At 68.3% G+C, this 23,105-nt stretch carries 25 protein-coding genes; all 25 read right to left on the bottom strand.

What is annotated here, in order from left to right:
• Positions 1 to 124: 124 nt before the first annotated feature.
• Positions 125 to 973 carry a type I methionyl aminopeptidase gene (gene map, locus RAC69_RS06305; protein ID WP_375085923.1) on the bottom strand — a complete coding sequence of 283 codons (849 nt, stop codon included), beginning with the start codon at positions 971 to 973 and terminating at the stop codon, positions 125 to 127.
• A 10-nt stretch (positions 974 to 983) separates the two neighbouring features.
• Complete coding sequence (locus tag RAC69_RS06300; protein WP_375085921.1) at positions 984 to 1,580, bottom strand: adenylate kinase; 597 nt, start codon at positions 1,578 to 1,580, stop codon at positions 984 to 986.
• Complete coding sequence (gene secY / locus RAC69_RS06295) at positions 1,577 to 2,899, bottom strand: preprotein translocase subunit SecY (RefSeq protein WP_375085919.1); 1,323 nt, start codon at positions 2,897 to 2,899, stop codon at positions 1,577 to 1,579. Before secY ends, RAC69_RS06300 begins: the two co-directional genes overlap by 4 nt.
• Positions 2,900 to 3,003: 104 nt before the next feature.
• Positions 3,004 to 3,633, bottom strand: a complete 630-nt coding sequence (rplO, locus tag RAC69_RS06290) for a 50S ribosomal protein L15 (protein WP_341933626.1) — start codon at positions 3,631 to 3,633, stop codon at positions 3,004 to 3,006.
• Entirely contained in the window at positions 3,633 to 3,818 is a 186-nt protein-coding gene (gene rpmD / locus RAC69_RS06285) for a 50S ribosomal protein L30 (RefSeq protein WP_067121122.1), read from the bottom strand. The genes rplO and rpmD overlap by 1 nt, the downstream gene beginning before the upstream one ends.
• Positions 3,818 to 4,519, bottom strand: coding sequence for a 30S ribosomal protein S5 (gene rpsE, locus RAC69_RS06280; RefSeq protein WP_096715100.1), 702 nt, complete (start codon positions 4,517 to 4,519; stop codon positions 3,818 to 3,820). Before rpsE ends, rpmD begins: the two co-directional genes overlap by 1 nt.
• Entirely contained in the window at positions 4,516 to 4,875 is a 360-nt protein-coding gene (rplR, locus tag RAC69_RS06275; protein WP_096715099.1) for a 50S ribosomal protein L18, read from the bottom strand. Before rplR ends, rpsE begins: the two co-directional genes overlap by 4 nt.
• A 2-nt stretch (positions 4,876 to 4,877) precedes the next feature.
• Complete coding sequence (gene rplF, locus RAC69_RS06270; protein ID WP_341933625.1) at positions 4,878 to 5,414, bottom strand: 50S ribosomal protein L6; 537 nt, start codon at positions 5,412 to 5,414, stop codon at positions 4,878 to 4,880.
• Between the two features lie 6 nt (positions 5,415 to 5,420).
• On the bottom strand, positions 5,421 to 5,819 hold the full coding sequence (gene rpsH / locus RAC69_RS06265) for a 30S ribosomal protein S8 (protein ID WP_096715097.1): 399 nt from the start codon (positions 5,817 to 5,819) through the stop codon (positions 5,421 to 5,423).
• A gap of 133 nt (positions 5,820 to 5,952) precedes the next feature.
• Positions 5,953 to 6,543 carry a 50S ribosomal protein L5 gene (gene rplE / locus RAC69_RS06260; protein ID WP_096715096.1) on the bottom strand — a complete coding sequence of 197 codons (591 nt, stop codon included), beginning with the start codon at positions 6,541 to 6,543 and terminating at the stop codon, positions 5,953 to 5,955.
• The gene (gene rplX, locus RAC69_RS06255) at positions 6,543 to 6,890 is read right to left on the bottom strand and encodes a 50S ribosomal protein L24 (protein WP_050722503.1); all 348 of its coding nucleotides are present in this window, start codon (positions 6,888 to 6,890) and stop codon (positions 6,543 to 6,545) included. Before rplX ends, rplE begins: the two co-directional genes overlap by 1 nt.
• Positions 6,891 to 6,893: 3 nt before the next feature.
• Complete coding sequence (gene rplN, locus RAC69_RS06250; protein WP_053097479.1) at positions 6,894 to 7,262, bottom strand: 50S ribosomal protein L14; 369 nt, start codon at positions 7,260 to 7,262, stop codon at positions 6,894 to 6,896.
• On the bottom strand, positions 7,259 to 7,576 hold the full coding sequence (gene rpsQ / locus RAC69_RS06245; RefSeq protein WP_096715095.1) for a 30S ribosomal protein S17: 318 nt from the start codon (positions 7,574 to 7,576) through the stop codon (positions 7,259 to 7,261). The genes rplN and rpsQ overlap by 4 nt, the downstream gene beginning before the upstream one ends.
• Positions 7,576 to 7,893, bottom strand: coding sequence for a 50S ribosomal protein L29 (rpmC, locus tag RAC69_RS06240; RefSeq protein WP_050722500.1), 318 nt, complete (start codon positions 7,891 to 7,893; stop codon positions 7,576 to 7,578). The genes rpsQ and rpmC overlap by 1 nt, the downstream gene beginning before the upstream one ends.
• Positions 7,893 to 8,312, bottom strand: coding sequence for a 50S ribosomal protein L16 (rplP, locus tag RAC69_RS06235; protein ID WP_045275476.1), 420 nt, complete (start codon positions 8,310 to 8,312; stop codon positions 7,893 to 7,895). Before rplP ends, rpmC begins: the two co-directional genes overlap by 1 nt.
• Complete coding sequence (gene rpsC, locus RAC69_RS06230; RefSeq protein ID WP_050722499.1) at positions 8,312 to 9,067, bottom strand: 30S ribosomal protein S3; 756 nt, start codon at positions 9,065 to 9,067, stop codon at positions 8,312 to 8,314. The genes rplP and rpsC overlap by 1 nt, the downstream gene beginning before the upstream one ends.
• Positions 9,067 to 9,465 carry a 50S ribosomal protein L22 gene (gene rplV, locus RAC69_RS06225; protein ID WP_025102404.1) on the bottom strand — a complete coding sequence of 133 codons (399 nt, stop codon included), beginning with the start codon at positions 9,463 to 9,465 and terminating at the stop codon, positions 9,067 to 9,069. Before rplV ends, rpsC begins: the two co-directional genes overlap by 1 nt.
• Positions 9,466 to 9,490: 25 nt before the next feature.
• Positions 9,491 to 9,772, bottom strand: coding sequence for a 30S ribosomal protein S19 (rpsS, locus tag RAC69_RS06220; protein WP_045249922.1), 282 nt, complete (start codon positions 9,770 to 9,772; stop codon positions 9,491 to 9,493).
• A 12-nt stretch (positions 9,773 to 9,784) separates the two neighbouring features.
• Positions 9,785 to 10,624 carry a 50S ribosomal protein L2 gene (gene rplB / locus RAC69_RS06215; RefSeq protein ID WP_251586864.1) on the bottom strand — a complete coding sequence of 280 codons (840 nt, stop codon included), beginning with the start codon at positions 10,622 to 10,624 and terminating at the stop codon, positions 9,785 to 9,787.
• A 21-nt stretch (positions 10,625 to 10,645) separates the two neighbouring features.
• Entirely contained in the window at positions 10,646 to 10,969 is a 324-nt protein-coding gene (rplW, locus tag RAC69_RS06210) for a 50S ribosomal protein L23 (protein ID WP_017829206.1), read from the bottom strand.
• A complete protein-coding gene (gene rplD, locus RAC69_RS06205) occupies positions 10,966 to 11,628 on the bottom strand; it encodes a 50S ribosomal protein L4 (protein ID WP_341933623.1) in 663 nt (220 codons plus the stop codon). The genes rplW and rplD overlap by 4 nt, the downstream gene beginning before the upstream one ends.
• A 2-nt stretch (positions 11,629 to 11,630) precedes the next feature.
• Complete coding sequence (rplC, locus tag RAC69_RS06200) at positions 11,631 to 12,290, bottom strand: 50S ribosomal protein L3 (protein WP_096715092.1); 660 nt, start codon at positions 12,288 to 12,290, stop codon at positions 11,631 to 11,633.
• Between the two features lie 8 nt (positions 12,291 to 12,298).
• Positions 12,299 to 12,607: a 30S ribosomal protein S10 gene (gene rpsJ, locus RAC69_RS06195; protein ID WP_017201594.1), complete on the bottom strand. Its 309-nt coding sequence runs from the start codon at positions 12,605 to 12,607 to the stop codon at positions 12,299 to 12,301.
• A gap of 857 nt (positions 12,608 to 13,464) precedes the next feature.
• Entirely contained in the window at positions 13,465 to 13,677 is a 213-nt protein-coding gene (locus RAC69_RS06190) for a hypothetical protein (protein WP_341933621.1), read from the bottom strand.
• Between the two features lie 141 nt (positions 13,678 to 13,818).
• Positions 13,819 to 22,938: an isopeptide-forming domain-containing fimbrial protein gene (locus tag RAC69_RS06185; protein ID WP_375085916.1), complete on the bottom strand. Its 9,120-nt coding sequence runs from the start codon at positions 22,936 to 22,938 to the stop codon at positions 13,819 to 13,821.
• Positions 22,939 to 23,105: the final 167 nt, after the last annotated feature.

Raw genomic sequence — 23,105 nt, 5'->3', positions numbered from 1 at the left:
CTGTCGAGGTCCACCCACGGCGGACCCGGCTTGAAGTCTGCGGATGCATGCGCACCCATACAGCTCTATTCTGCCCGCAGAAACCTATGCGCCGGTTGTGACGGCAGCGGCCGATACGACCTCGTTACGCGATCGGGGCGGGGGTCACACCGAAGGGCGCCAGCCCGGCCGCTCCCCCGTCCGGGGCAGTGAGCACCCAGATGCCGTCCGCATGCAGCGCGACGCTGTGCTCCCAGTGCGAGCCATCGGAGCCGTCGGCCGTGGAGACGGTCCAGTCGTCCTCCTCGACGAAGGTCTCCTCTCCCCCGGCGGTCACCATGGGCTCGATCGCGAGCACGAGTCCTGGTTTGACCTCCGCTCCGGGGTCTGGTGTCCGGTAGTTGAACACGCTCGGGGCCTCGTGCATCTTGCGACCGATCCCGTGACCGACGTACTCCCGCAGGATGCCGTAGGTGCGACCGGAGACGGACGAGACGCCCTGCGCCTCGATGTACCCCTGGATCGCCGCACCGAGGTCGCCGAGGTGAGTCGCCGTGGCCATGGCCGCGATACCCGCCCACATCGATCCCTCGGTCACGCGAGAGAGCTCCTCGCGCCGGGCGACGAGTTCGGGCCTCTCAGCGCCGGGCACCACGACCGTGATCGCGCTGTCGCCGTTCCACCCCTGGTACTGCGCGCCGCAGTCGATCGAGACGATGTCGCCGGCTTCGAGCACTCGTTCGCCGGGGATGCCGTGCACGACCTCCTCGTTCACCGAGATGCAGGTCGTGTGACGGTAGCCGCGCACGAGCTGGAAGTTCGACTCGGCACCGCGTTCGAGGATCACGCGGTTCGCCTCGGCATCCAGCTCGAGCGTCGTCACCCCCGGACGGATCAGCGGGCGTACGGCGTCCAGCGCCGCCGCCGTGATGAGGCCAGGCTCCACCATCGAGCGCAGCTGAGCGGGGGTCTTGTAGATCGACCGGCGGAACATCGGGAGGCGATCAGGCGGCGAGGCGGAGGCCGCGCGCGGCCAGCGCCGCGAACACGCGCTCGGTGATCTCGTCGAGCGAGCCGACGCCGTCGATCCGGTCGACGATGCCACGCTCCCCATACACCTCGAGGATCGGAGCCGTCTCGTGCTCGTAGATGTCGAGTCGGTGCGCGACTGCGGCATCCGTGTCGTCGGAGCGTCCCTGCTCCGCTGCACGGAGCTTCAGGCGGGAGATGCTCTCGTCACGAGGCACGTCCAGCAGGATGACGGCGTCCAGCGACTCGCCCCGCTCGCCGAGGAACTCCTCGAGGTGCGCCACCTGCGCGGTGTTGCGCGGGTAGCCGTCGAGCAGGAACCCGTTCGCCGCGTCGTCCTGCGACAGGCGATCGCGCACGATCTCACTCGTGAGCTCGTCGGGGACGAGGTCGCCCTTGTCGAGGATCTCGGTGACCTGCTGGCCGAGGGGCGTGCCCTCCTTGATGTTCGCGCGGAACATGTCTCCCGTCGAGACCACGGGGATGCCGTAGGACTCCGCGATGCGGACCCCCTGCGTGCCCTTGCCCGAGCCCTGCGGGCCGACGATGAGGAGACGAGCGGATGCTGTCATCGGAGGAGCCCTTCGTAGTGACGCTGCTGCAGCTGCGCATCGATCTGCTTGACCGTCTCGAGACCCACACCGACGATGATGAGGATCGAGGCGCCGCCGAACGGGAAGTTCTGGTTGGCGCCGACGGTGGCGAGGGCGATGAGCGGGATGAGCGCGATCAGACCGAGGTAGATCGAGCCGGGCAGCGTGATGCGCGTGAGCACGTAGTCGAGGTACTCGGCGGTCGGACGACCGGCACGGATGCCGGGGATGAAGCCGCCGTACTTCTTCATGTTGTCGGCGACCTCGACCGGGTTGAACGTGATCGCGACGTAGAAGTAGGTGAACCCGATGATCAGCAGGAAGTACGCCGCCATGTAGATCGGGTGGTTGCCCGTGGTGAAGTACGTGCTGATCCAGGTGACCCACGCGGCCGGCTCGGAGCCGTCCTGCGGGGTGTTGAACTGCGCGATGAGCGCGGGGATGTACAGCAGCGACGAGGCGAAGATCACGGGGATCACACCCGCCATGTTGACCTTGATCGGGATGTACGTGTTCGTGCCGCCGAAGGTGCGGCGGCCGACCATGCGCTTGGCGTACTGCACGGGGATGCGGCGCTGCGACTGCTCGACGAACACGACGAGGCCCATCACGATGATGCCGACGAGGAGCACGAGCAGGAAGACCTCGAAGCCGCGGCTCTCCCAGATCAGCCACATGGCACCGGGGAACGTGGCCGCGATGGAGGTGAAGATGAGAAGCGACATGCCGTTGCCGATGCCGCGCTCGGTGACGAGCTCGGCGAACCACATGATGAGGCCGGTGCCGGCGGTCATCGCCATGATGATGAGCAGCTGCGCCCACCACACGTCGTTCGTCAGCAGGTTCTGGCACGCGGCCAGGTCGCTCGTGCCGAAGAGCTGACCGCTGCGGGCCACCGTCACGAGCGTGGTCGACTGCAGGAGCGCCAGCGCGATCGTGAGGTACCGCGTGTACTGGGTCAGCTTGGACTGGCCGGCCTGACCCTCCTTGTGCAGGGCCTCGAAGTGCGGGATCACCACGCGCAGGAGCTGGGTGATGATCGTCGCCGTGATGTACGGCATCACACCCAGGGCGAAGATGGAGAGCTGGAGGAGCGCCCCGCCGGAGAAGAGGTTGACCAGACCCAGCAGTCCCTCGGTGCCCGAATTCTGAGCGAGGCACTCCTCGACGTTCGGGAAGTTCACGAACGGAGCGGGGACGTTGGAGCCGAGTCGGTAGATCGCGACGATGGCGAGAGTGAAACCGATCTTCCGACGCAGGTCGGGCGTGCGGAAGATCCGCGCGATGGCGCTAAACAAGGGACGTTCCTCCTGAAAAGGTTGCCGATCCCTGAAGGACGGCTGAAAGAACAGGCTAACCCATAAGAGGGGCCGGAGAATCTCCGACCCCTCTCATGAAGTGGTTACTTGACGGATCCGCCCGCTGCCACGATCTTCTGCTCGGCAGAACCCGAGACCTTGTCGACCGAGACGGTGAGCTTCACGGCGATGTCGCCGCCGCCGAGAACCTTGACCTTCTCGTTCTTGCGAACCGCACCCTTGGCGACCAGGTCGCTCACGGTCACGTCGCCACCCTGGGGGTAGAGCTCCGCGAGCTTCTCCAGGTTCACGACCTGGTACTCGACGCGGAACGGGTTCTTGAAACCGCGCAGCTTCGGGGTGCGCATGTGCAGAGGCATCTGCCCACCCTCGAACCCGACGCGAACGGTGTTGCGAGCCTTGGTGCCCTTGGTACCGCGACCCGCGGTCTTGCCCTTGGAGCCCTCACCGCGACCGACACGGGTCTTCGCGGTGTTGGATCCGGGGACCGGACGCAGGTGGTGCACCTTCAGGACGCCGGGACGCGATGCCGGAGCATCCGTCTTCGGCGCGGCCTTCTTGGCGGCGGGCTTCTTCGCAGGAGCCTCGGCCTTGGCGTCGGCCGCAGCAGCGGACGACTTCTTGGCGGCGGGCTTCTTCTCGGCGGCAGCCTTGGGAGCGGCAGCCTTCTTCGGGGCCTTCTCGGCCTCGACGGCTTCGTTCTTCTCAGCCATTAGTCGATCTCCTCAACCTTCACGAGGTGCGCGACGGTCTTGACGTAGCCGCGCGTCTGCGCGTCGTCGGGACGGACGGTGCTGTCACCGATCCGCTTGAGACCGAGCGAACGCAGCGTGTCGCGCTGGTTCTGCTTCTCACTCACCTTGGACTTGATCTGCGTGACCTTGAGCCGGGCGGCCATCAGGCACCTACCTTCTGTGCGGCGATGGCATCAGCCTCGGCGCGGACAAGACGCGCGGGGGCGACCTGGTCGAACTCGAGGCCACGACGAGCGGCGACCGCACGGGGCTCCTCGAGCTGCTTCAGCGCCTCCACCGTCGCGTGCACGATGTTGATCGTGTTCGACGAGCCGAGCGACTTCGACAGCACGTCGTGGATACCGGCGCACTCGAGCACGGCGCGCACGGGACCACCCGCGATGACACCGGTACCGGCAGCGGCCGGACGCAGCAGCACGACGCCGGCTGCAGCCTCACCCTGCACGGGGTGCGGGATGGTGCTCGCGACGCGCGGCACGCGGAAGAAGTTGCGCTTGGCCTCTTCGACACCCTTCGAGATCGCCAGAGGGACCTCGCGGGCCTTGCCGTAGCCGACGCCCACCAGACCGTTGCCGTCGCCGACGACCACGAGAGCGGTGAAGCTGAAGCGACGACCACCCTTCACGACCTTCGAGACGCGGTTGATGGTGACGACGCGCTCCAGGAACTGGTTGTCGCCACGGTCGCGCGAGTTGCGGTCGCGGCCGCCCTGGTTGCGGTCACCACGGCCGCCACGGCGACCGTCGCGCTGGTCGCGAGACGGCTCGGACTGCGTGGTGCCCGCAGCGGTCTCGGAAGTGGCAGCAGCCGCTTCGGTCACTTCGTTCTCCTTGTTGTCACTCACAGTGCCAGGCCTCCTTCACGAGCGCCCTCGGCGATGGCGGCGACACGACCCGCGTAGCGGTTGCCGCCACGGTCGAACACTGCCTCGGAAACGCCGGCGGCCTTCGCACGCTCGGCGACGAGCTCGCCGACCTTGCGGGCCTTGGCGGTCTTGTCACCCTCGAACCCGCGCAGGTCGGTCTCGAGCGTCGAAGCCGACGCAACGGTGTGACCCTTGCTGTCGTCGACGAGCTGCACGAAGACGTGGCGAGCCGAACGGTTGACGACGAGGCGCGGACGCACCTCGGTGCCCACGACCTTCTTGCGAAGGCGGGCGTGACGACGCGCGCGGGCGTCAGACTTTGACTTGAGAGCCATGGTTACTTACCACTCTTTCCGGCCTTGCGACGCACGTTCTCGCCGGCGTAGCGCACGCCCTTGCCCTTGTACGGCTCGGGCTTGCGGATCTTGCGGATGTTGGCAGCTGCCTCGCCGACAGCCTGCTTGTCGATCCCGCTGACGGTGAGCTTGTTCGTGCCCTCGACCGTGAGCGTGATGCCGGCGGGCGGGTCGATGAGGACCGGGTGCGAGAAGCCGAGGGCGAACTCGACCGAGCTGCCCTTCTGCGCCACGCGGTAACCGGTGCCGACGACCTCGAGGCCCTTGGAGTAGCCCTGGGTCACGCCGATGATGTTGTTGTTGATGAGAGTGCGGGTCAGGCCGTGGAGCGACCGCGACTCGCGCTCGTCGTCGGGACGGGTGACGAGAACCTGGTTCTCCTCGACCGCGACCTCGATGGGGTTGGCCACCGTGAGGGTCAGCTCACCCTTGGGGCCCTTCACCGCGACCTCACGGCCGTCGACCGAAACGGTCACGCCCGCGGGAACGTCGATGGGAAGTCGTCCGATACGCGACATCTGGGATCACCACACGTAGGCGAGAACTTCTCCGCCCACGCCCTTCTGCTCAGCCTGACGGTCGGTGAGAAGACCGGAGGAGGTGGACAGGATGGCCACGCCGAGGCCGCCGAGGACCTTGGGGAGCTCGGTCGACTTCGCGTACACGCGGAGACCGGGCTTCGACACGCGCTTGATGCCCGCGATCGAGCGCTCACGGTTGGGACCGTACTTGAGCTGCAGCGTGAGGTTGGTACCGACGCGGGCGGGAGCGGTCTCCCAGCCGGCGATGTAACCCTCCTGCTGGAGGATCTCGGCGATGTGCGTCTTGAGCTTGCTCGACGGCAGGGTCACGGAGTCGTGGTGCGCCGAGTTCGCGTTGCGCAGACGGGTCAGCATGTCTGCGACCGGGTCTGTCATTGTCATGGGTGTTTTCCTTCGTTCATGAGGTTCCGGCTGCCGTTACACGACAGACGGCCTGCGATGAGCACGCAATCTTCAATTGTACGTGCACTTCGACGGGCTCAGTGACCACTGGCCGCTGAGCCCGTCGAAGGTGTTACGCCTGGGCGTCGTCCGACCGGAACGGGAAGCCGAGGTGGCGCAGCAGGGCGCGGCCCTCGTCATCCGTCTTCGCGGTGGTCACGACGGTGATGTCGAAACCGCGAACCCGGTCGATCTTGTCCTGGTCGATCTCGTGGAACACGCTCTGCTCCTGGAGACCGAAGGTGTAGTTGCCGTTGCCGTCGAACTGCTTGGCCGACAGACCGCGGAAGTCGCGGATGCGGGGCAGTGCGAGCGAGACCAGGCGGTCGACGAACTCCCACGCGCGGTCACCGCGGAGGGTGACGTGCGCGCCGATGGCCTGACCCTCGCGCAGCTTGAACTGCGCGATGGACTTGCGAGCCTTCGTGACGATCGGCTTCTGGCCGGTGATCTTGGTGAGGTCGTCGACCGCACCATCGATCACCTTGCTGTCGCGAGCTGCCTCGCCGACACCGGTGTTCACGACGACCTTGACCAGGCCGGGGATCTGCATGACGTTCGCGTAGCCGAACTCGTCCTGCAGCGCCTTCTTGATCTCAGCGTTGTACTTCTGCTTCAGGCGGGGCTGGATCTTGCCAGCCTCCACGGCAGTCTCGGTTGCCATCAGAGGTCCTTACCGCTCTTCTTCGCGAAGCGCACGCGGACGGTGCGCTTGACGCCGTCCTTGGTCTGCTCCTCGACACGGTGACCGACCTTGGTCGGCTTCTTGGTCGAGGGGTCGACGAGTGCGACGTTCGAGATGTGGATGGGAGCCTCGACAGTCTCGAGGCCACCCGTCTTGGTGCCACGCTGCGTCTGACCGACGCGCGTGTGCTTGGTGACGTAATTCACGCCCTCGACGACGACGCGGTTGCGCTCGGACAGGATCTCGAGGACCTTGCCCTGCTTGCCGCGCTCGTCCTTGGGTCCGGTGATGACCTGAACCAGGTCACCCTTCTTGATCTTCGCCATGACTTAGATAACCTCCGGCGCCAGCGAGACGATCTTCATGAACTTCTTGTCGCGAAGCTCACGGCCGACCGGGCCGAAGATGCGGGTGCCGCGGGGCTCCCCGTCGTTCTTCAGGATCACGGCGGCGTTCTCGTCGAACTTGATGTACGAGCCGTCGGGACGGCGCGTGGACTTGACCGTGCGGACGATGACGGCCTTGACCACATCGCCCTTCTTGACGTTTCCGCCCGGGATCGCGTCCTTGACCGTCGCGACGATGGTGTCGCCCAGACCGGCGTAGCGGCGGCGCGAGCCACCGAGGACGCGGATCGTGAGCAGTTCCTTCGCGCCGGTGTTGTCGGCGACCTTGAGGCGAGACTCCTGCTGAATCACTTGGCCTTCTCCAGAATCTCCACCAGACGCCAGCGCTTGGTGGCGCTCAGCGGGCGGGTCTCGTTGATCAGGACGAGGTCGCCGATGCCGGCGGAGTTCGCCTCATCGTGCGCCTTGACCTTCGAGGTGCGGCGGATGACCTTGCCGTAAAGCGGGTGCTTCACGCGGTCCTCGACCTCGACCACGATGGTCTTGTCCATCTTGTCGCTGACGACGTAGCCACGACGGGCCTTGCGGTAACCGCGGGCCTCGGCGTCGCGCACATCGTGCGCGGCGTGCTCGACCTCAGCGGCTGCAGCCTTCTTCTCAGCCATCACTCGGCCTCTTCCTTCACGGCGTCGTCAGCGGCATCCGCCTTCTTCGCCTTCGACTTGGACGCCTTCTTGGCCGGAGCCTCGACGGGAGCGGGCGTCGCACGGATGCCCAGCTCGCGCTCGCGGATCACGGTGTAGAGGCGCGCGATGTCGCGCTTGACGGCGCGGATGCGGCCGTGGCTCTCCAGCTGGCCGGTGGCCGACTGGAAACGGAGGTTGAACAGCTCCTCCTTGGCCTTGCGCAGCTCCTCAACGAGGCGCTGGTCTTCGAACGTGTCGAGCTCTGCCGGAGCGAGCTCCTTGGTGCCGATCGCCATTACGCGTCGCCCTCCTCGCGCTTGATGATGCGTGCCTTGAGCGGCAGCTTGTGGATTGCTCGGGTCAGTGCCTCACGAGCGAGTTCCTCGTTGACACCGGCGACCTCGAAGAGGACGCGACCCGGCTTGACGTTGGCGACCCACCACTCGGGCGAGCCCTTACCGGAACCCATGCGGGTCTCAGCCGGCTTCTTGGTGAGCGGGCGGTCCGGGTAGATGTTGATCCACACCTTTCCACCACGCTTGATGTGACGGGTCATCGCGATACGAGCGGACTCGATCTGACGGTTCGTCACGTACGCCGGGGTGAGGGCCTGGATGCCGAACTCGCCGAAGGAGACCTTCGTGCCGCCGGTGGCCTGGCCATCGCGCTTCGGGTGGTGCTGCTTGCGGTACTTGACCTTGCGGGGGATAAGCATCAGGCAGACGCTCCTTCTGCGACGGGAGCCTCGTTGCGGGGCGCGCGGCGGCGGTCGCCACCACGGTCGTCACGACGGGACTTCGGTGCGTTGGCCTGCTCGCGAGCAAGCTCCTTGTTGGTCAGGTCGCCCTTGTAGATCCAGACCTTCACGCCGATGCGGCCGAAGGTGGTCTTGGCCTCGTAGAAGCCGTAGTCGATGTTCGCGCGCAGCGTGTGCAGCGGCACACGACCCTCGCGGTAGAACTCCGAACGGCTCATCTCGGCGCCGCCGAGGCGGCCGGAGACCTGGATGCGGATGCCCTTGGCGCCAGCGCGCTGCGCGCCCTGGAGACCCTTGCGCATCGCGCGACGGAAAGCCACACGAGCAGAGAGCTGCTCGGCGATACCCTGCGCGACGAGCTGAGCGTCGGCCTCGGGGTTCTTCACCTCGAGGATGTTCAGCTGGATCTGCTTGCCCGTGAGCTTCTCGAGGTCGCCGCGGATGCGCTCGGCCTCTGCACCACGACGACCGATCACGATGCCCGGACGGGCGGTGTGGATGTCGACGCGGACGCGGTCACGGGTGCGCTCGATCTCGATGTTCGAGACGCCGGCGCGGTCGAGCTGCGTCTGCAGCAGACGACGGATCTTGATGTCCTCGGCCACGTAGTCGGCGTAACGCTGACCCGGCTTCGTCGAGTCCGAGAACCAGCGCGACACGTGGTCCGTGGTGATGCCGAGGCGGAAGCCGTACGGGTTTACCTTCTGTCCCATTACTTGCTCGCCTTCTTGTTGCTGTCGCCCGCAGCGGCCGGAGCCGCCTCAGGCGTCGAGAGCACGACCGTGATGTGGCTCGTGCGCTTCTTGATCTGGAAAGCGCGACCCTGTGCACGGGGCTGGAAACGCTTGAGCGTCGTGCCCTCGTCCACGTACGCGTTCTTCACGTACAGGTCCTGCTCGTCGAGGTACTCGCCGTCACGATCCGCCTTGACCTGCGCGTTGGCCATGGCCGACGCGACAAGCTTGTAGATCGGCTCACTGGCGCTCTGCTGTGCGAACTTCAGGATCGCGAGAGCTTCCTGGGCCTGCTTGCCCTTGATGAGCGCGACGACACGACGAGCCTTCTGAGGGGTCACGCGGATGTGTCGCACGCGTGCGATGGACTCCACCATTTCTCTCTCCTCTATCGCCCCCGCGTCAGCGGCGGCGGCCCTTCTTGTCGTCCTTCTCGTGGCCGCGGAAGGTGCGGGTGGGCGCGAACTCGCCCAGCTTGTGACCGACCATGGTCTCGGACACAAACACGGGGATGTGCTTGCGACCGTCGTGGACCGCGATCGTGTGACCCAGCATGGCCGGGATGATCATGGACCGACGCGACCAGGTCTTGATGACGTTCTTCGTGCCGGCTTCGTTCTGACCGATCACCTTGCGAAGCAGGTGCTCGTCGACGAAGGGGCCCTTCTTGAGACTGCGAGGCATCTTCTCTTACTCCTACTTGCGCTTCTTGCCGGCGTTACGGCGACGCACGATGTACTTGTCGCTTTCCTTGTTGGCGTGACGGGTACGACCCTCAGCCTGGCCCCAGGGGGTGACGGGGTGACGACCACCGGACGTCTTGCCCTCACCACCACCGTGCGGGTGGTCGACCGGGTTCATCGCGACACCACGGACGGTGGGACGGACGCCGAGCCAGCGCTTGCGGCCGGCCTTGCCCCAGTTGATGTTCGACTGCTCGGCGTTGCCGACCTCGCCGATGGTCGCGCGGCAGCGCGCATCGACGTTACGGATCTCGCCCGAGGGGAGACGCAGCTGAGCGTAGGGGCCGTCCTTCGCGACGAGACGGACGGACGCACCGGCCGAACGCGCGAGCTTCGCACCGCCGCCGGGACGGAGCTCGATCGCGTGGATCACCGTACCGGTCGGGATGTTCTTCAGCGGGAGGTTGTTGCCCGGCTTGATGTCGGCGCCTGCACCCGACTCGACGATGTCGCCCTGCTTCAGCTTGTTCGGCGCGATGATGTAGCGCTTCTCGCCGTCGAAGTAGTGCAGCAGCGCGATGCGAGCCGTGCGGTTGGGGTCGTACTCGATGTGAGCGACCTTGGCGTTGACGCCGTCCTTGTCGTTACGACGGAAGTCGATGACGCGGTACTGGCGCTTGTGGCCACCACCGATGTGACGGGTCGTGATGCGGCCCTGGTTGTTGCGACCACCGGTCTTGGCGAGCGGGCGCAGCAGCGACTTCTCCGGCGTCGATCGGGTGATCTCGGCGAAGTCAGCCACCGACGAGCCGCGGCGGCCCGGGGTCGTGGGCTTGTACTTGCGAATAGCCATGATTGTCCTTTATCCCCCGGATCAGCCGATTGCCGTGAAGATGTCGATGGTGCCCGACTTCAGGGTCACGATGGCGCGCTTGGTGTCCTTGCGCTTGCCGGTGCCGAAGCGGGTGCGACGAGCCTTGCCGACGCGGTTGAGGGTGTTGACCCCTGCGACCTTGACGCCGAAGATCTTCTCGATGGCGAGCTTGATCTCGGTCTTCGAAGCGCGCGGGTCCACGAGGAAGGTGTACTTGCCCTCGTCGATCAGACCGTAGCTCTTCTCGGACACGACCGGCTTCAGGATGATGTCGCGCGGGTCCTTGTTCAGGGCCGTCTGGAGAACAGATGCCTGCTCGCTCATGCGGAGACCTCCTGGTTGGCGCCGGACTTCGAGGAGATGAACGCCTCGAGAGCGGCCTGGGTGAAGACGATGTCGTCGGAGACGAGTACGTCGTAGGCGTTGAGCTGGTCGAACGACAGCACGTGGACGTGGCTGAGGTTGCGGATGCTCTTCAGCGCGAGCTCGTCGCCGCGCTCGATGACCACGAGCACGTTCTTCGACGTGGCGACCTGGGCGAGGAAGCCCGCCGCGGCCTTGGTCGAGGGAGCACCGTCGGTGCCGAACGAGTCGATGGCGTGCAGGCGGTCACCGCGGAAGCGGTCGCTCAGCGCGCCCAGGAGGGCGGCCGCGATCATCTTCTTCGGGGTGCGCTGCGAGTAGTCGCGCGGCTTTGGGCCGTGCACGATGCCACCACCGGTCATGTGCGGCGCGCGGATCGAGCCCTGACGGGCGTTACCCGTGCCCTTCTGCTTGAAGGGCTTGCGGCCGGCACCGGAGACCTCGCCACGACGCTTGGTCGAGTGCGTGCCCTGGCGAGCCGCCGCGAGCTGCGCGACGACGACCTGGTGGATGAGCGGGATGTTCGTCTTGACGTCGAACAGAGCGGCGGGCAGCTCGACGGAGCCTGCCTTCTTGCCGTCTGCCTTGAGGACGTCGAGCGCGAGAGTGGAGTCAGCCATGATCAGGCACCCTTCACTGCGTTGCGGACGTAGACGATGCGGCCACGAGCACCGGGGACGGCGCCCTTGACGAGCAGCAGACCCTTCTCGATGTCGACGGCGTGCACCGTGAGGTTGAGGACGGTCACGCGCTCGCCACCCATACGGCCGGCCATGCGCATGCCCTTGAAGACGCGGCTCGGGGTCGACGATGCGCCGATGGAGCCGGGCTTGCGGTGGTTGCGGTGCGCACCGTGCGAAGCGGAGACGCCCTTGAAGTTGTGACGCTTCATGACACCGGCGGTGCCCTTGCCCTTGCTCGTGCCGACGACGTCGACGAGCTGGCCGGCCTCGAAGGTGCCGTCGACCGTGAGCTCCTGGCCCAGGGTGTAGTCGCCGGCGTCCGCGGTGCGGATCTCGGTGACGTGACGACGCGGCGTGACGCCGGCTGCCTCGAAGTGGGCGGTCAGGGGCTTGTTCACCTTGCGCGGGTCGATCTGGCCGTACGCGATCTGGACGGCGTTGTAGCCGTCCTTCTCGGGGGTACGGATCTGCGTGACCACGTTTGAGGCGAGCTCGATGACGGTGACGGGAACGAGCTTGCCGTTCTCGTTCCAGACCTGGGTCATGCCGAGCTTGGTGCCGAGCATGCCCTTGGAAATCTTTGCGTTGATGTCAGCCATGTCGAACCTCAGAGCTTGATCTCGATGTTGACGTCGGCCGGCAGGTCGAGGCGCATCAGCGAGTCGACGGCCTTGGGCGTCGGGTCGACGATGTCGATCAGACGCTTGTGGGTGCGCATCTCGAAGTGCTCGCGGCTGTCCTTGTACTTGTGGGGCGACCGGATGACGCACACGACGTTCTTCTCGGTCGGAAGGGGCACGGGACCGACGACGGTCGCGCCCGCACGGGTCACGGTGTCGACGATCTTGCGTGCGGACGTGTCGATGACCTCGTGGTCGTACGACTTCAGGCGAATGCGGATCTTCTGTCCCGCCATTGTCTGCTCTCTCTCTTTAAGCGTCTTACCGTCCTGAGCCGGGTGACCCAGGGGCATTGGACGCACGTCGGCGCTGTTCGCGCCTCGGCACTCGATCGGTTCTGCGAACCGGTCTGCGCACCACTGTTCTGCTGTCAGCCCGCCCGCCTCGCGGCGAGCGGATTGCCGACCTCCGCCGCGCACGGCGAAGCCCTCGTGATGAAGGTGTCGGGGGCGTTCTGCCACCCGCGGCCTAGGTCCCTGCGCTGTCGCGCCGCCTATGCACTGCCCTGGTGGTGATCCGGCGCACGCTGAGCGCGCCGAAATGTCGAACCTGTCTATTCTGCCACGGCGGTTTTCCGTTCTGCAAACCCGGGCGTGTCGCGCTCGCTGAGCATCCGCTGAACATGCTCCGTCGCGTGCGCGCGGCGCTGTCAGCAGCGTCGCATCGAGCCGCTATTCAGACGGAGAGCGGGGCGAGGCATCCCCATGCCTCGCCCCGCTTGGGGAGGGCGTTCAGTGCGAGGGGGCACACCGAACGCGAGGACCCCGACGTGAAGGGACGCCGGAATCCTCGACCGAGGGCACGGCGGAGCATCCGCCGTGCAGGCGGGAAGACGCCAGGGCGCACAGAGTGCGCGCGTCGCACGATGATCCCCAAAATCGATTCCCCAGTTGTGACGCGGCGAGCCGCGTGGATACGGGAGGTCGAACCCCTTCGACGTCCCTCGACCGCAAGTTCCCCAGGCGGTCGACTTCATTCTAAAGGCATCCGGCTCCGAAACGCGATACCGCCCTGTGGAATACCCGGTCCCGGATGCAGAGAGGCGGCGGCCCTCCCCCCGGAGAGCCGCCGCCGTGCGTCTGTGCGACGCTGCTCACTCGTTGCCGATGGCCTTGTCGGCGCTGTCGCGGATCTCGTCGATCTTGTCGGCCGCACCCGGCGCGATCTTCTTCGCGAAGTCCGCGACGCCGTCGAGCACCTTGTCGCTGATGTCCTCGGCCTGCTCGCTCTTCACGGCCTCGGCGATCTTGTCCTTGTTCTGCTCGTACAGATCCTTGCCCTTGTTGACGGCGTCTTCGATACCCATGCGGGCCCCCTTTTCCACTGATCGACGACGAGGGATCTCGCGCGTCACGTACATTCTGCACGGAGGGGACTGCACGCGGAAGGAAGAGGTGTGACGGAGCGTCATCGAGCGGCTCCATCGCACCTCTTCCCCGGGGAACTCCTATTCCGCCGCCGACCGGCGACGTCGGTCGGCCAGCAAAAGTCCGCCGACGAGCATGACGAGCGCGGCGAGGAGGGCGAGGCCCCACTCCGGTTCCGCTCCGGTCGTCGCGAGCGGGTCGGCCGCCTGCACGTCGACGTCCGCCGCGGAGACGAGTCGCGCTGCCGACGTCTGCTCGCTCGCGGAGGCGACCGAGACGACGTTCGTCACTGCGGGGTACGCGGCCTGCGCCAGGTTCACTCGCACAGTGAGCGTGACCTCCTCGTCGACCGCGAGCCCATCGGCGAGCATCCAGCTCACGACGCGTCCGTCCACGCGCACCGTCGAGTCGGGCGAGCCGGCGAAGGACATCCCCTCGGGCAGGGCATCGGTCACCACGATCGCACCGGGGTCGGCGGTCGGGCCGTCGTTGCGGACGACGATCCGGTACAGCCCCGTCTTGCCCGCCTGGAAGGTCCCTATGGCCGTCTTCGTGACCGTGAGCGCAGCCATCGGCGGCACGGCGACGGCATCCTCCGCGCTGTTGTCGTCCGGCGTGCGGTCGGGATGCTGATCGCCGATCTCCGCTGCGGTGACCGCCGCCGTGTTGACGACCTCGGGATACGCGCCGACCAGCACGCGCGTGTCGATGACGAGCGGTGCGGCGTCCTCCGCCGGGGCGAGAGGCTGCCCGTACCGCGCGACGACTCGGGTTCCGGCGCTCGGGTCATCCTGGTCGACGGGCTCGACGGCCTCGACGGTCCAGCCGCTGCCGACGTCGTCGCCCACGGCGGTGAGCACCTCGAGTCCGGCCGGGACGGTGTCGGTCACGATGACGTCCGTCGCCTCCGACGGCCCGGCGTTCGCGACCTGCAGGGTGAAGGGCAGCTCGTCGCCGATGCGCACGGCATCCGCGTCATGCTTCTTCACGATCGACAGGTCGACCTCCTTCGCCACGGTCACGTCGGCCGTATCGCCGTCGTTCGCGGGATTCGCGTCCGGAGTGCCCGACGACACGACCGCGGCGTTCGTGAGCACGGTGCCGTGCCCGACCGAGGGGTCCACGAGCGCGTCGAACTCGATGGTCGGAGCGGAGGCCCCGCTCACGAGACCGGTACCGGCCGGAGCGAGCGTGAAGGTCACGGACTGCGGAGCGGACGGATCGACCCTCGCGGTCCAGGCGTCGGCGGCTGCGCCGACCAGACCCGTGAACGCGGTGCCGACCGGCAGCTCGTCGACCACGGAGATCGGGCCGACCGCGTCGCTCGCTCCGAGGTTCTCGACCTCGAGGCGATAGCGGGTGCTCTCCCCCGCGACGGCCGTGGCCACCTCGGCGCCGTCGGCGTCGACCGCGGTCTTCGTGAGGCGCAGATCGGCCTCGGTCGTCACGTCGATGACCGCGGTGTCCGACACCTGATGCGGAGACGTGGCCCGGCTGTCGTTCCACGACAGGGTCGCCGTGTTGGTCAGCGACGTGCCGGTGAGGACGTTCGAGCCGACGAGCGCCACGATGGTGATCGTGCTGTCCCCGAGCGGGTGAGCAGTGCGCTCGCAGCTCTGATCCGAGACGTCGCACGTCCATCCGGCACCCGCGATCGACACGGCTGTGAGCCCCTCGGGCAGCACGTCCGTCACGAACGCATCAGCGACCGAGGGCCCGTCGTTGCGCACCGTGAGCGTGTACTCGACCTCGGTTCCCGCGATCCACGGGCCCGCGGCGACGTCCTTCTCGAGCGTGAGCTCGGCGAGCGTGACGATGTCGATCGACGCCTCGCCGTGGTTGTCGCTCGGGTCGGAGTCCTCCGGTCCGGTGACGTCGGCGGTGTTGACGAGTCGCTGCGGACGCACGTCCGGTGCGACGGCGGCCGTCACCACGATCGCGATCGTCTGCCCTGCCGCCAGCGTGTCGGCGCCGGTGAGGGCTGCCCACGAGAGGGACCGGCCGTCATCCGAGACCGAGGCGGTGGCGGTGCGCGCACCGGCGCCGGCCACGTCGATGGTCGACGAGACGTACGTCAGCCCTGCCGGGAGACGGTCGGAGACGTCGATCGGCGCGCTCGAGATGCTCGGGCCGTCGTTGGCCACCGTGAGAAGGAAGCGCGTCTGGGTGCCGGCCGTCACCTCGGGCACCACGCCGTCGGCGACGGGCGAACCATCGGCGCCGAGCGCCTGCTTGACGATCGACAGGTCGGCCACGCGGTTCGATCCCGTGGTGTCGGCGTCGCGAGGGGTGTTCGTCGAGTTCGTCGCCTCAGCCCTCGCCCGGTTCTCGACATCGGAACCCGGCGTCAGCGCGGAGTCGACGGTGTAGGTGACGACGAACGACCGGGTGTTGTCGCCGGCCGCCGCGGGCACGGTGCCGGCGACGGCGAACGTGTCGTCCGTTCCGGGGCCGGCGGTGCGCGTCCAGCGCCCGTTCTCGCCCTCCACCGAGGCGTAGGCGAGCATGCCGGGCACCTCGTCCACGACGCGGACGTCGCGGGCATCGGCCGGACCGTTGTTGGTCACGACGATGCGGTAGCTGACCGTCTCACCGGCGACGAGAGCGGGGAGCGGGCCGCCGTACTGCGCGGCGTCCTTCCACGTACCGCCCTCACGGACCACGCGGGTCTTCGTGATCGCCAGCGTCGTGTCGTCACCGGGGGTGACCGACGCCTCGCCCGTGTTGTTCGAGGCGACCGGATCGGTCGTCGCGCCGGGGGTGACGACCGCGACGTTGCGCACCGCGCCACCGGTCCACGAGGCGTCGACCGTGCCCGTGAGCGACAGGCCCTGCGCCGGTCCGACCGGCAGTTGGGCGCCCGTGAACGTCCAGGTGACGGTGTCGCCGGCGGCGGCGGGCCACCCGTTCGACGCCGAGACGGTCCACGCCGTCAGGCCGGCCGAAGGATCCTGCACGGCGCTGATGCCGTCGGGGATCACATCGGTGACCGTGATGGGGGACGCGTCGGTCGAGACGGCGACGGACGGACCGTTGTTGCGCACGCTGATGCCCCACGTGACGGGACGGCCTGCGGTGACCTCCGTCGTGTTCACGGTCTTCGTCACCGCGAGGTCGGCCGCGCTCGAGATCGGCTTCGAGACGGAGGTGGCGTTGTCCTTCGTGATGTCAGCCTGGCGCTCGAACGTGCGACCGACGACGTCGGCCGTGTTCGTCGCGGTACCCGTCGCCGGAGCCTGGATCGACACGTTCGCGACGAGCACGATGCGGTCGGTGCCGTCGGCCTTCAGCGTGCGGGAGCGGTCGCCGACCACGAACGGAGCGGATGCCGAGCCGGAGCCCGACAGCGTCAGTGCGACGCCGGTGGTGTCCGCGGCGCTCGCGTAGTACCGGGCTGTGAAGGCACCGGTCGTCACGCCCGCCGGGAGGTCGGCCGTGTCCGTCACGCGGAACGGCCCGCTCGCGGCATCCGGCCCCTGGTTGGTCACCGTGATGCGCCACTGCGGCTGGGTGTATCCGGCCCTTGCTGTGTCGCCGGCGGTCCAGGCACCTTGCGCGTCGCCGCCCACGGCCTGCTTGACGATGCGCAGATCCGCTCGTCCGATGTGGGCGTCGGCGGTGGCGTCGGGACCCGCATAGGCTCCACTCGCGTTGCGCCTCGATCCGGTCGCGTCGGTGGCTGAGCCGCCGACCGTGTTCCGGTGGTTGATCGACAGACCGGCACCGGGCGTGGTCACGGCGCCGGGGTGCGGCACGGTCGCGAACGTCACGAGCAGCGTGCGCTGCGCGAGCGTCGCACCGCCGTCGGAACCGGGCAGGATCGGCTGTCCGTTCGCCGAACCCAGCGTCCAGGTCAGCGTCTGGCGGCCGTTCTGGGCCCCGATGGCCGGAGCGCCCAGGGCGACCGAGGCCGCCGAGCCGACCGTGAGGCGCGGCGTCACGGTCGCGTCGTACTCCCAGTTCGCAGGCAGCGTGTCGGTGAGCGTGATGGTCTGCGCACCCCCGGTCCCGGTGTTCCGCGCCTGGAGGGTCCACGAGAACGACTCGCCGACGAAGGCCTCGGTACCCGAGGTCGCCCGCTTGCTCAGCGCGACCTGCGGGAACCGCGGCGTGATGTCCGCCGTGCCCGACGTGGCGGTGGCCGTCAGCGGCGCACCTCCGGGGCGAGTGCCGGTGCCGGGCCGGTAGGCCCAACCGCCGGTCGATGCCGACTCGTACCTCGTCACGACGACGCTGTTCCCGAGCTTGCCGTTGCCGAGCGACTGCGCGGCGATGAACGTGCCGTCGTAGACGAAGTCGCGGGTGTTCGACCCGGCGACGTTGCTCAGCGGACCGTCGATCGTCCAGGTGATCACTCCGCCTCGTCCCTCCTGCAGGGCGGTGGCGTCGGAGAACGTCGCCCCGGCGAACGCAGGCTGGGCCGTGTCGATGCGGATCCCGGCATCCACCGTGTCGGTCACGACGACGCCGTAGGCCGGTGCCGTGCCGGCGCCGCTCGCGTTCGTGACGCGCACGCGGTAGGTGAACGACTGGTCGGGACCGCCGAGGGAGGCCGAGCCGTAGCTGCTGTCGGGCGCGCCCGTGTTCTTGACCGCCTTCGCGATCGTCACGTCGGGGTTGAGGATCGCCACGGGGGCGGATGCCGTCGCCGAACCGCGCTCGGCGGGATCCGTCGCCCCGTCCACGCGGTTCCAGGCGAAGGTGGCGCTGTTGACCGGAGCGGCCGACGTCACGGCCGTGGTGAGGCGCGCCTGGTAGGTCACGGTGATGGTGCGCGGATCGCCCGCCGCGAGGATGTCGTCGCGATCGATGGTCCACGACAGCATGTTGCCGCGCAGCGTCGGGGCGCCCACGGTCGGCTGGTCCGCCGCGCCCGCCCACTGCACGCTCTCGGTGCGGGAGCCCTCGGGGAGGAACTCCACACCGGCCGGCAGGGTGTCGGTGAGCACGACGTCGTAGAAGTTCGTGCTCGAGGGCAGGGTCGTCGTCACCGAGTAGGTGACGATCTCACCGATCGCTGCGGATGCCGGCGACGCGCTCTTCGTGACGGAGGCGTCGGGCATTCGCACCGTGGCGGCCGCAGAGCGCGTGACGAGGCCGCGGCGCTGGGCCGTGTCCTGATCGGCGCCCACGGCGAGGGGCAGTGTGTATCCGCTCAGCTCGGCGCGGTTGACGAACTGGGAGCCGCCGCCCGCGAGTGCCTCGACCGTGCCGGTGTAGGTCAGGGTGGGGGCCGCACCCGTGCCGCGGACGGCAGGGATGGTCCACTCGATGAGGGTGCCGCTGCCGGTGCCCTTCTGGATCGCCGCGTTCGCCGATCCGGAGCAGGTGTCGGCGAGGATGCGCGCCGTGCCTACGGAGGGCGCGAGTGCGGACGGCGTGATCTGCTGCGGCACGCAGTCGATCACCGTGACGTCGTAGAGCGCCGGGCGGTTCGCCGCGTTGCTCGCGGTGAGCGTGTAGGTCACGGTCCCGTTCGCCGGAACGGTGGCCGACGACGTGGTCTTCTTCAGCGTCGGCGAGGGCTCGACGAAGTCGACGGATGCCGTGTCGGTGCGCGTCAGGCGCGCACCGCCCTGCGCGTTGGGGTCGAGGAACGTCAGCCGTGCCGTGTTCGTGAGAGTCGTGCCGTGGGCGATATCGGCCCGCGAGCTGCCCGCGGTCGAGGCGTCCTTGTCGGTCACCCACACCGTGATGCGCGCCCGGAAGGTCTGCGGCTCCGACGTCTCGTTCGTGTAGACGTCGGGAAAGGTGAGCACGCCGTGCGTCTCACCGGCCCGCTCGGAGGACCGGAAGTCGTCGGCAGTCGCGCCGATCGCCAGCGGTGCGCCCGATGGGCCGAAGAACTCCGCACTGCCCTCGACGTACTGGTATGCCATCGATCCGGAGCCGGGCGAGATGCCGAGCCTGCCGTCGTCGGAGAGTACGGCGCCCCGGACGGTGGTGCGCGCGGGGATCGTCACGGCGTACTCGAACGTCGCCTTCTCACCCTGCACGATCTGCGTCGCGCTGTTGCGGGAGCCGTCGCCCAGGTCGCTGGTCCCGGTCGACGTGTTCGCCGCCGCAGCGACCTCGGTCGACACGAGCCTCTTGTCGACCGCCACATCGGGCAGGTGCACCTCGGCCGTGCCGACGGTGTCGTCGTCGGATGCCGCGACCTCGCCGTCGCGCGGGGCGCGGGTGGTGAGCTGCTGCCCTCCCCCGTCGCCCTGGGGTACGACCGTGGTGGTGCGGCTCGCGGTGTTCTCGACGGCGTAGCTGACGAGCCCCGCGGTGTTGGTGTAGCTCTGCGTCAGCTGTGCGGCGGCTCCGCCGCCCGCGACCCCCGCCGGTACCGTCAACGTGTAGCCGAGAGTCAGCCCGTGCACCTGCGCGCCCGTGGTCTCGGTGGCTGCCGTGGAGCCGGCCACCGAGGCGCCGATCTTCCACGCGATCACCGAGCGCCCGGCGAACTCGCTCGCCAGCGAGATGCCGTCGGGCAGGGCGTCGCCGTCATCGTACGCTGCGACCGTGACGTCGCCGGCCGGGATGGCCGTCGTCGTCCCCGCGGCGTAGAGCTCCGACGCGAACGAGCCGACGTCCGCCTTGGTGACGCCGGCGGGCAGGACGTCCCAGACGACGTAGTCGGTCGTCGTGTTCTGCGGCGCCGTGACGTCGATGCGGTAGTCGACGGTATCCCCTTGCACGACCTGACGCGTGGGGATCCGCGCGCCGAAGTCGTCGCCGATCACGGAACCGTTGACCGCGCGGATGCCCTTGGTCAGTGTCGCGCCCCAGTCGAGGTCGATGCCCGCGTCGTCGCGCAGGAACGAGATCTCCCCGTCGACGTTGACCTGCTGGTACTTGGCGTGGTTCAGCGGGCTGTCGACGTCGTCTCGCGACGCCGACTGCGCCACGACCTCGGCGCGGATGTAGATGATCGCTGCGCTCCCGGCCGGCATGAAGCGGTCGCCGCTGCCATTGCGGTTGTGGGCGCCGAACTCCCAGGTGAGCGAGGTGCCGCTCGCCGCAGTGTTCGGGATGTAGTCGGTCGGGAACGAGCCCGACCCCCATGTCACGGGCCCCGCGGTGTTGCCGAAGCCGGGGATGCCGCGGTAGCCGTACTGGATCTCGGCGATCTCGACGCCCTCGGGGAGGTAGTCGGTGAGGATCGGATTGCGCGTGTCGATGCCCGTGGCGAAGGGCACCGTCACCCGGTACCAGACGTCGTCGCCCGGCGAGAACGGCGTCGTGCTCTCCGCGGACCAGGTCGCGTCTGCATCGGCGGGCGACTGGCCCCGCTCCAGGACCACCTTCTCGAGCCCCGTGTAGTTCGAGGTGATCAGCGCGGACGAGTCGTCGAGCGCGTGACGGGTGCCGCCGACCTCGGCGCTCAGCGCCGGGTCGTTCGCGATCGCCGCGATCGGGGTGGTCTCGGCCGCGACCTGGACCTTGTTGAGGAACCGGTCGCCCGAGCTCGTGCCGCCGTTCGCGCCGGTGTAGTTCGGTCGCTGCATCACGGAGTACTGGCCCGTGAACGAGGCGCCCGCGGCGAGGTCGTCGACGGCGAACGTCGCGGTGAACGTGCCGTCGGTCGTGGTGTAGACGAGGGAGGTCAGGTGGAGTCCTGGCGAGAGCACGGCGCCACGAGCCTCGGTCGGCAGGTTGCACGCGTCGCCGGGGACCTCGAGGTTCCAGCCCTCCTTCGACACGGTGCGGTCGTCGATCTTCAGCACGGCGTCGTCGCCGGAGACCGGGAAGGCGGGGCAGAGACCGTTCGGGATCACGTCGGTCAGCACGATGTTCGAGGCGTCCACGTACTCGCTCACGTCCACGCGCACCGAGTAGGTGGCGACGGAGCCCGTCGTGAAGAGACCGCCCGACTCGACGCCCTTCACGACGCGGATGTCGACCGCCTCGATGATCTCGTCGTCATCGTCGCTGGCGGCACGGTAGGCGGGGTCGCCGCCGAGCACGGGCCCCTGGTAGGTGCCCGCGACGACCGCGACGTTGCGGAACGTCTGAGCGGCCTCGGCGGTGTCGGCGCCGCCGTGGCGCGTGGAGGCGCCCGTGTTGTTGTCGAGGTTCGCAGCCTGCGTGCCCGCTGCGGCCGCCGGAGCGGCGCCGGCGGGCCACAGGGCGTTGGCCAGGAGCGGCACGGCGGCGTGATAGCGGATCTCTGCCGTCGCGCCGGCCGTCAGGTCGCCCAGCGTCCACACGATCTTCGTGTACACGCCTGCACCGGGCAGTCCCAGCGCCGCTGCCTCTGCCGCGGTGACCGCGATCGTGTCCACGCTCTCCCCGGCGGTCGTACCACCGGAGACCGGACCCGCGCCCTGGTATTCCGCACCGGAGGAGTTGTCGATCGCGGCGAGCCCGAGGTACTCGAGACCGGCGGGCAGGTAGTCGGTCACCGTCACGCCGGACGTCGCCCCACGCGTGGTGTTCTCGACTCGCAAGGTGTAGGTCGTGACGTTGCGGTGCACGCCGCGGAGGAGTTCGCTCTCGACGCTCGGCTCGCTCTTCACGATGCGCAGGGCCTGCACGGGTACGTCGTCGGTCGCGGTGCCCGCGCCGGACGTGTGGGTCGTTGTCTTCGCGACGCTGGGCGATCCGTCGAACGTGGGAAGGCGGGAGGGGTCGTCGCTCGTGTACGCGCGGATCGAGAAGCCGACCTCGCCGCCGACGGGGTACAGGTCGGCGATCGGAGCAACCGTGACCGTCGACGAGACGGTCGCGCCCTGCGGAAGGTCGTTGACGTTCGACCACACCCAGACCTGCTGCCCCTCGGGGACGGAGCAGAGCGGGGGATCGTCCGACAGAGCAAGGCCGGCCGCGAGGCAGTCGGTGTCGACCGTGCGCGACCGGTTCGGCAGCACCTCTCCGGCCTGGAAGACCGTCGGGGCGCCGAACGCGCCGGCCGAGACGAAGGAGACGGATGCCGGGAGCGTCGCGACGAGGCTCAGGTTGAACTGCGCTCCCCCGTCGGTGTTCGCGACGGCGATGTCGAAGCCGACGTTCTCGCCCGCGAGCACGAAGTCCTTGCCTGCGGACGCCGGATCGACGTTCTCCGCGGACACCCGCGGCGCCCACGGCGCAGCGGTCGCCACCTGCGCCGACACCCCGAGAGCCAGTGCTCCCGCGATGAGGGAGACGACGGCGGTGATGGCCGTCAGTCTCCGGGCGCGCTGATTCCTCTTTCGACGCAGGGTCGAACGCATGCTGAAACTCCCCTATGACCCCGCACGCCACTCCCCGGCGTGCAGGCACTCCCCTCGCGCATGCACACCATGGATGCGGGACCGCGGCCCCTCGGGGGTCTCAGCGGAGCGCAACGACAGTCGTCATCCCGGCCTTGACCCCGGGAGACGCACACGGGCTGCACGAA

Source organism: Microbacterium sp. LS_15 (genome assembly GCF_041954735.1).
Lineage (GTDB): Bacteria > Actinomycetota > Actinomycetes > Actinomycetales > Microbacteriaceae > Microbacterium.
Note: the sequence above shows the minus strand (reverse complement) of the source record. Positions and strands in the feature narration are given on the sequence as shown.